General features: G+C 52.1%; 8 protein-coding genes. All 8 read right to left on the reverse strand.

Translation table 11 applies throughout. The features are described 5' to 3' along the window. Positions 1 to 384 precede the first annotated feature (384 nt). Positions 385 to 1,110, reverse strand: a complete 726-nt coding sequence (gene cobI, locus COY37_RS00540) for a precorrin-2 C(20)-methyltransferase (protein WP_286679236.1) — start codon at positions 1,108 to 1,110, stop codon at positions 385 to 387. 61 nt (positions 1,111 to 1,171) lie between these two features. Continuing rightward, positions 1,172 to 1,792: a precorrin-6y C5,15-methyltransferase (decarboxylating) subunit CbiE gene (gene cbiE / locus COY37_RS00545; RefSeq protein WP_286679237.1), complete on the reverse strand. Its 621-nt coding sequence runs from the start codon at positions 1,790 to 1,792 to the stop codon at positions 1,172 to 1,174. After that, positions 1,786 to 2,967, reverse strand: coding sequence for a cobalt-precorrin-5B (C(1))-methyltransferase CbiD (gene cbiD / locus COY37_RS00550; RefSeq protein ID WP_286975488.1), 1,182 nt, complete (start codon positions 2,965 to 2,967; stop codon positions 1,786 to 1,788). The genes cbiE and cbiD overlap by 7 nt, the downstream gene beginning before the upstream one ends. A gap of 13 nt (positions 2,968 to 2,980) precedes the next feature. Then, a complete protein-coding gene (locus COY37_RS00555; protein WP_286679239.1) occupies positions 2,981 to 4,000 on the reverse strand; it encodes a precorrin-8X methylmutase in 1,020 nt (339 codons plus the stop codon). 9 nt (positions 4,001 to 4,009) lie between these two features. Beyond that, on the reverse strand, positions 4,010 to 5,410 hold the full coding sequence (locus COY37_RS00560) for a cobyrinic acid a,c-diamide synthase CobB (RefSeq protein ID WP_286679240.1): 1,401 nt from the start codon (positions 5,408 to 5,410) through the stop codon (positions 4,010 to 4,012). Next, on the reverse strand, positions 5,404 to 6,510 hold the full coding sequence (gene cobD, locus COY37_RS00565; RefSeq protein WP_286679241.1) for a threonine-phosphate decarboxylase CobD: 1,107 nt from the start codon (positions 6,508 to 6,510) through the stop codon (positions 5,404 to 5,406). Before cobD ends, COY37_RS00560 begins: the two co-directional genes overlap by 7 nt. A gap of 119 nt (positions 6,511 to 6,629) precedes the next feature. Next, the gene (locus tag COY37_RS00570; protein ID WP_286679242.1) at positions 6,630 to 7,607 is read right to left on the reverse strand and encodes a GHMP family kinase ATP-binding protein; all 978 of its coding nucleotides are present in this window, start codon (positions 7,605 to 7,607) and stop codon (positions 6,630 to 6,632) included. Beyond that, positions 7,607 to 8,143, reverse strand: coding sequence for a cob(I)yrinic acid a,c-diamide adenosyltransferase (locus COY37_RS00575; protein WP_286679243.1), 537 nt, complete (start codon positions 8,141 to 8,143; stop codon positions 7,607 to 7,609). Before COY37_RS00575 ends, COY37_RS00570 begins: the two co-directional genes overlap by 1 nt. Positions 8,144 to 8,529 lie beyond the last annotated feature (386 nt).

Raw genomic sequence — 8,529 nt, forward strand, 5'->3', positions numbered from 1 at the left:
AAGAAGAAGGTTTCCGCACCCAAGATTCTTCAGTCGCTTCGCTCCTTCAGAATGACATCTAATCGCCGTTTGCTATTTGCTATAAGAATGACATCTAATCGCTGTTCACCGTTTGCTATAAGAATGACATCTAATCGCCGTTTGCTATTTGCTATAAGAATGACAACTAATCGCCGTTCACCATTTGCTAATCGCTCCTTCAGAATGACATCGAGCGATACTCTTCCTTAAAACCCACGCTAGACCTGCCTACCAAGACCCGCTATCTAGACCCGCATCCATTCACCAATTAACCCATTCACCCATTCATCCATTAACCAATTAACCCATTCATCCATTCATCCATTAACCAATTAACCAATTAACCAATTAACCCATTTACCATTACATATTCTTCTTAACCATAACCGTCGACAAATAGCCTACCTCGTCGAGTTCCGCTTCTGAGAGGCCGGAGAGGCCGGTTATGATGCGTTCGCTGCCCTTCTGGGACACTTTTTGGACAAGAACGGCGTTATCTTGCAGGCCCAGCTCGGTAAGCACGTCGATGAGGCCCCGCAGCTTTTCGCCGACTTTAAGAATGATTACGGTATCAAACATCTCGAGATACGGGCGGATTGCGGCGGTGTCGCGCGGCAATGGGATTATCGCCAGTTTCTCGTCACCGATTGCGATCGGGACGCCGGCGGCCGACGCCGATGCGAACGCCGAGCTTATCCCCGGCAGCGTTATGATATCCGCCTCGGGATACTCTTCTTTTAGTTTATTATACAGGTAGATATATGTGCTGTAGAAAAACGGGTCGCCGAGCGTTACGAACGCCGCGTTTTTTCCCTCACGTAAAATACCCGCGACCTCGGCTGCGGCCGTCGACCAGTGCGATTCCAGCTCGCCCTTGTCTTTGGTCATCGGAAAGGTCAATTCTATAATCTGCGCCTTCCCTTTAAGGGCCGGTTCGATAATCTTTCGTGCGATGCTGTTGCGCTTTGGGGCCGAGCGGGGTGTGAATATCACATCGACCGAGTTTAGAACCTCGACCGATTTAAGCGTTAGCAACTGCGTATCCCCGGGACCGATCCCGATCCCATATAATCTTCCCTGTGAAGCCATTTATTACTACTCCGTCCCTTCTAGCGATTGGGAAATCTAATTGTTTTTTAATCGCTATTCGCTAATCGCCAATCGCTGCTTCTATATAAAGAACACACGACTCGAGCCCATCCATTTCTGCAAGCGCCTCGACCGTGGTGTCTATAAGCTCTTGATCGGGGTAGGATAAGTTTTTTCCCACCACCGCGCGCCCGCCAACGCCCCGTTCGCGCAGGTGTCGCGCAATAGCCGGGGCGGTGAGCTTGTCGTCTGTGAGCAGGCAAATCTTTTTATTGTGCCCGGTAACCTTATCAAGCTCATCGAGCGACCGGCCGTGGACGGATGTGAACGCGACATCCTGCCACTCCTGTGCTATCAGGGCGAACAGTACTTGAACCGAGCTGATACCGGGCACCGCGTTAACGGGCAGATGGGGCAGACGGTTACGAATGGTTCGCAGGATGCTGTAGAAGCCCGGGTCACCGCTTACAACTACCACCGTGCTTTTGTCGCTGTTGCGCTCAAGTTCCTTGAGCGCCGAATCGATATGGCCGGTTATATAAAAGATTTCTTTGCCTGCGGTGTCAATCGAGTCCAACAGGCGCTTCCCGCCTATCAAAACATCTGCCGTGCCTATAATTTTTTGTGCCGCCGGGGTTATTAAATCCGGGTGACCTGGCCCTATGCCTACCACTGTTACCATTTTGAATCCCTTATAATATGTTTTGCGCTAGCATCGGTTGCAACGATGTCCCCTGAGAGCACCGTTATCGCCGTGCCTATCTCTATGCGCCCGCCTATGCGCTCGACCGCGCGGGCGGTCACTTCTTCGGCGATTTTATCGAGCAGGCGCGATTGCCCCATCTCAGATAGACCGACCGCAGCTTCCTCCGCCGTGTTTACTCTTAAAAGAAACATCATCGGCGCCGTATCCTTCGTGTATCCCCGTATCAGACGCTTCATTATCTCAACGGGGTCATCGGTTTTGCCGCTGTGCGTATCGAAAAACCCTCCCGCGACCTTTGCCATCTTACCGATGTGCCCGAGCAACAGCACCCTCTCGATTCCCTTTTTGGCGCAGTATTCCAGCATGTCGCCGACAAAGTTGCTCATCTGTATAACCGCGTCCTCGGGGAACTTGAGCTTGTTTTTCGCCACTTTCTCGCCCATATTTCCAGGGACAAGCGCCACCGTTTTATAGCCAAGTGCGCTTGCGATATCGACCTGGGGCAGCAGCGATGCGATAAGGCTTGAGAGCGACATCGGCCTTACTATGCCGGTTGTTCCCAGGATAGATATCCCACCGATAACCCCAAGCTTGGCGTTCATGGTCTTTTTCGCACGCTCGACGCCCTCGGGTGCGTATATCGTTACCTCGACGCCCTCGCCTTCCGGCAACACACCGCTCACGTTTTCCATAATCATTTTTCGCGGTACGGGATTTATCGCGGGCTCGCCTACCTGAACCGAAAGGCCCGGCTTTGTCACCGTTCCGATACCTTCACCGGCCGATATCGTTATGCCGCTCCCCCGTCGCTCGGCCCGAGCGTAGATTACCATGCCGTGCGTTACGTCGGGATCGTCACCCGCATCTTTTACAACGCCACAGCTTGCGGCGCTTACTACATTTATTTTTTTATCTGATTCTTTGGCTGATTCTTTATTTGTAGTTTCATCTTTGTCTCTAGCTATGTCCTGCCCGACCAGCTTAAGCGTTACCGTGCGTCCGCCGGGTAGCGTTACTTCGACTTGTTGTATGATTTCGCCCGTAAACAGCATGCTAACAGCGGCGGTCGATGCCGCCGCCGCACATGTACCGGTTGTGTAGCCTTTTTTGAGCTTTTTATTCAATAAACCGGCCCTGCTTACAGTTCTCATCACACGTAGCCCGCTATTCGCAATCCCCGCCGCATGCGAGCTTAAGAAGCGCGTTTACGGCCGCGGCGGCCATCGCGCTCCCACCCCTCGTCCCGCGAACGGTTATATATTCAAGGCCTGAGTTCATGAGCGCCTCTTTCGACTCGGCGGCCCCTACAAAACCAACCGGCGTGCCGATAACGAGCGCCGGTTTGGCAACGCCTTCTTTAACGATATCCAGTAGCTCGAAGAGGGCCGTAGGTGCGTTTCCGATGGCTACGATTGCGCCGTCGATATGCTCGGCGAGCGATCTCATCGCAACGGCGCTCCGGGTTTTGCCTCGCCTCTTCGCCTCGCTGTCGACCGTGCTATCATCTACTTTGCAGATAACGTTGTTGTCGTGAATCACGCTGATGCGGTCGCTGATACCCGTCGCTACCATGCGCACATCCGTTATGATCGGGCGTGAATCCTTAATTGCCGTTATACCGGCATCTATCGCATCCTCGGATATATCGATCGCGTCGATAAGCGAGAGATCGCCGCTCGCGTGGATAATTCTCTTTATTACCGTCTTTTCGGCTTTGCAGTACCCCCTCAAATTGGTCGAGGTCTCGATGATCCTGAAGCTCTCCGCTTCGATTTCAGACGGCTTTGTGATCATCACACCGTTTGAACTGGGAGTCCCACCGATCATACCTATAATCCTATCCACCAGAATGTCGGTGATCCTCATATCGGCGCCTATGTGGCAGGCCAGTTTTATGGTTACCGAGGGATGTTTCGCGCACTCCTCGTTGATAATGCCGGGGATGTCTTCTCTTACATGGTTTCCATCCGTTAAGAAGAGCGGCAACACAACAATATCGTTTGTTCCGGCTTCAACGAGCATGTTTATTACCTCAGGCAGACCGGGCTCGTTAAACTGCAACGCGGCGTAGTGAATGGCATCCAGCCGCAGCCTTTTCCTCAAGGAATCGGTGATATCCTTGAGAATATCCACCGTCTCCGATACCTTGCTCCCGTGACCCAATACAATAAACCCAGTATTCATTGAATCCCCTTAACTCCCTTTTGTACTCCGACATATCGAGATAAAGCGCTCCGCCGCCCGTAGGTTGCCCGCAAAATGCATATGAACGTACGACGCCAGCGCGTTTTTATACACAAAGCCTTCTTGAAAGCCGTTATCCATCGTATAGGCTTGATCAAGTCGGTTGCCAACCCCGGTTATGGACGAATAATGAAACTCATGCCCCCTGAGAACATCGCCCCGTGATGCGATCACCGAATCCTCGCGTGCGATTACCTCACGGTACCCTAATGTGGGGCGCTTTTGCATTTTACACTTAACAGGCAACGCACCGCTCATATTATATGCGTGACCGTCAAAGTTCTCAATGGCCCGGGATAAATACATCAAGCCACCGCACTCCGCATAGACCGGAACCCCGTCCTCAACCGCCCGCCGTATCTCGGCAGACATTGTACGATTTTGGGATAATTCCCGGGCATACACTTCGGGATAGCCGCCACCCAGATACAAGCCATCCAGCCCGGCCGGAAGATGCTCGTCTTCGAGCGGGCTAAAAAACACAAGCTCCGCCCCATGTGCGGCAAGCAGGTCAAAGTTATCATGGTAATAAAAGCTGAACGCTTTATCCAGCGCAACGCCGATTTTTACGCGCCGCGCACCGGGTGTCCGTATCGCGTGTTCTTTATACTTTGCAAACAGGTTGTCGTAATCAAGCTTAATTTGTCCTGATTCATGCGCCAGGTTAATAAGCGCATCCAGGTTAATATTTTCCTCGGCAAGGTCAACCAGGGCGTCTATGTAATCGGTGGCCGGGTCTGTTTCGGTTTGAGTTACCAGGCCGAGATGCCGCTCGGGGATATTCACTCGCGAGGTTCGCTTCACGCACCCCAGCACCGGCAATCCCGTCGCCCGCTCGACGGATGTTTTCACCATCGACTCGTGACGGTCACTGCCGATGTTGTTGAGGATGAACCCTTTCAGATTGACGGCCTCATCGTACTTCTTAAAACCAACCGCCACAGCCCCCGCGCTTGCCCCTATCTTGGCGCAGTTTACGACTATGACCACCGGGCTTTCAATCAACTTGGCGGCTTCGGCGGTGCTGCCTTCCGACAGGTCTCCGCGCCCGTCATACAACCCCATGACGCCCTCGATAACCGTTATGTCGCTGTCCGATGCCGAGTTTACGAAGCAGGCTCTTGAGGCCTCCTTGCCGATCATCCAGGTATCGATATTGCGCCCGGCCCTGCCTGTGACCATCTGATAATATCCTGGGTCGATGAAATCCGGCCCCACTTTAAACCCCTGAACGGTAAGACCCCGCCTTGTCAGGGCGGCCATAACCGCCAGCGAAATCGTCGTCTTACCAACGCCGCTCGAAGCGCCCGCTATAAGTATTCGTGGAAACGAGCTGTTGTGCCCTACCAAACTGTTTCTCCTCTTAACAACGTCCCCCTGCTTCTTAATGCATCCAAAAGCTTATCGTTATCGTCCGGGCGTTTTACCGCCACCCGGAAGTATTTGTTGTCCATTCCCGTGTACGAACTGCAATCCCGTATAACGTATCCCCTGGTTAGCAACGCTTTTTGAAGGTCGGGTGATGTGATTTGGGCTTCGATTCTTACGAGGATATAGTTTGCGGCGGGCTTGAACGGTGTAAGGTCGTCGATTCCCGAGAGGCCGACATAAAACCGCTGTGCCTCGCCGGCCAGCTTGGTTACGCTGTCCGCTACAAAGCCTTCATCGTTGAGGGCGGCTTTGCCCGCCGCTATCGCCAGGGAGTTGATGCTCCATGGATACTTCTCCTCGCGTATCCTATGCGCAGTCTCCGGGCCGGTCACCAGGTACCCCAGCCTCAGGCCGGCGATGCTGTATATCTTTGTCAGCGAGCGCAGCACTATCAGGTTGTTTCTCCGGGATGCCTCATGGATAAGGGTAGTATCCATCCCATCCGGGACGAAATCTATAAAGGCTTCATCTATCACCCAGGTCGTGTTCGGGTTGCTATCGACCGCATTAAGAAGGTCGTCTTTCTCTATTTTATAACCGCACGGGTTGTTTGGATTGCCGATTATCACGATGTCTACACCGGCCATCGTATTTGATATGGTCTCGACCAACCGGTCCGCCGAAAGCGCACTGTTGTAGAAAACTTTAGCGCCCGCATTTATGAGCGAAAGCTCGTACTCGGTAAAGCTCGGCACCGGCAGGAGCGCTTTTTTAGCGTTAAGGGCGCGCGGGATGAGATAGATAAGCTCGATGGTGCCGTTGCCGACGACAACGTTCTCCGGGCTTATCCCAAATTTCGCGGCTACTTCGGCGGCAAATGTCTCGGCCTCCTGCTCGGGATACTCGCCTATGCTGTCCAGGGTGTTCTTGATCGCGTTGATAATTTCGAGTGGCGGTCCGTACGGATTGATGTTTGAGCTAAAATCGATCAGGTCTATGGCTTCTATCCCCAAACTGCGTGCGAGATGCCTGGCATTGCCCCCATGTTTCTTTAGTTTATCTTTATCTTTTAAACTCACTTGCCCACCTGTATTTACAAACGTTTAACCGACTTATTACTATTGACCAACGTCTAAACTTTTAACCGACTTCTTAACATCTTTGCGATCCTTTCACAGTATCGCTAAGGAGCGCGGGATTATGTGTTTACAAATGCCTCATATGCCGCAACATCCGTCGCCTTGCGCGGCGGATACCGCGTATCCGCCGGGTCACTCCGTATGCCGCCGTTGATCACTTCCACAACGTAAGCATCCCATGAGCGCGGGATATAGTGCGATACTTTGTTAAAGAGGCGATGCCCAAAACCCTTCTCTACCAGCATACCCATAACCGTTCCGCTATGGGCGACGTTTACCCCGAGACCGCCCTTGGTTCTGCACACGGCCATCACATCATCGAGTTCCGGCTTATAGAGAAGCTTTTGGTTAAGGATGGAGCTTAACGAAGCGGCGCTTCCGATGAGCCGCAGGTTATTGCTTGCAAGGCCTTCAACCGCCATGTCGAAGGCCTCCTTAACAAAAAGCTTATCTGTATCTTTTAGCCGCGCTTTATCTTTATTAAAACGTATAGTATCCAGGTCTTTCGGGGGCTCGAGAGCAAGAATCTCTAAGGGCGGCGCCTCGCCCAGGGCCTGAAGCATGCGCCCTTTAAGATGATCGAAGGCAACAATACCGTCGAAGATTATCCCATCGGTCGGCTCTACCGAAAGCGCGATTTCTGCGATCTCATGGGGGTCTATGGGACGCCCGTGCACCTCAAATACCGCCGCCACTGCCGCAGCGATATCGGCCGTGCTACTCGCCATACCTTTACCCCTGGGAAGGCCACTTTGCACCAACACCTCGGCACCATACCCGGTTCCTATCCGCTCGAGGGCTTTTCGCAGAGCCGACGTGGTTTTATCATACTTAACATCATCGTTAGCGTAATTAGCGTCATTAGAGTTATAAGCAGTACCAGCATAATCGGCTACCCTGACCACGCCTTCTTTCAGTCCTGATACCCTCACATCCGAGTACCTGTTTATTGGGCACGTTATATGGAAATCAATCTCGCCGAGGGCACCCTGGACGAGTTCGCCGCAGCTCCCCGGCATCCTTACCCGGGTCTTCATCAATATTCTATCCCCTGCCTTGCCATAATACCCTGCTTAAACGGGTGTTTTATAAGCTTAAACTCGGTTGCGTAATCGGCGATATCCAGCAACTCTTTGGGAGCGTTTCTACCTGTCATTACCAGCTCGATTTTGCCCTTACATAAGCGCGCTACCTCTAGCACCTCTCCCAGGTCTGCCAGCCCCATGGAAACGGCGACGTTTATCTCATCCATGATAAGCATATCGCAGGAGTCGCTTTCAACCATCCTTCGCGCCTCATTTAGACCCTCGGCTATCTCGCCTTTTATCTCTTCAGCCGGCGGATGCGATTCCCCCAGCAAATTACCCCCAAAACGCTTTACTGTCACGTTCTTAAATTGCTTAATCTCGCGTATCTCGCCCGACTCCTCGGTAAGCGCCTTCATGAACTGGATAATACAAACCCGCAACCCACTCGCAACCGCCCTCAACGACAGCCCGATCGCCGCCGTAGTCTTGCCCTTGCTATCCCCCGTATAAATATGGATTAATCCAAGTTCCGTATTCCCGTTCAATCTGCACCCTTAATTACCCTATAAACTACCGGCAAGCATCACTTGTCATTCTGAACGCCAGCAATTGTCATTCTGAACGCCGACAATTGTCATTCTGAACGCCGACAATTGTCATTCTGAACGAAGTGAAGAATCTAGCGGGCACTCACGTACTTCTGTCACTGAGCTTGTCTAAGCTTTGATCTACCTTCCTAAGAAGAATCTATCAAGCATCTATCAAATCTATCAACCGCCCATAAACCATCTATCTCAGTCTGGTTCTCTAAGCTTAGACCCTCCTGCATAAGAAGAGGGTTTCTGCACCCAAGATTCTTCACTTCGTTCAGAATGACAATTAATCGCTATTCGCTCCTTCAGAATGACAACTAATCGCCGTTCACCATTTA

The sequence above is a fragment of the Candidatus Aquicultor secundus genome, assembly GCF_002791875.1.
Classification (GTDB): Bacteria; Actinomycetota; Aquicultoria; order Aquicultorales; family Aquicultoraceae; genus Aquicultor_A; species Aquicultor_A secundus.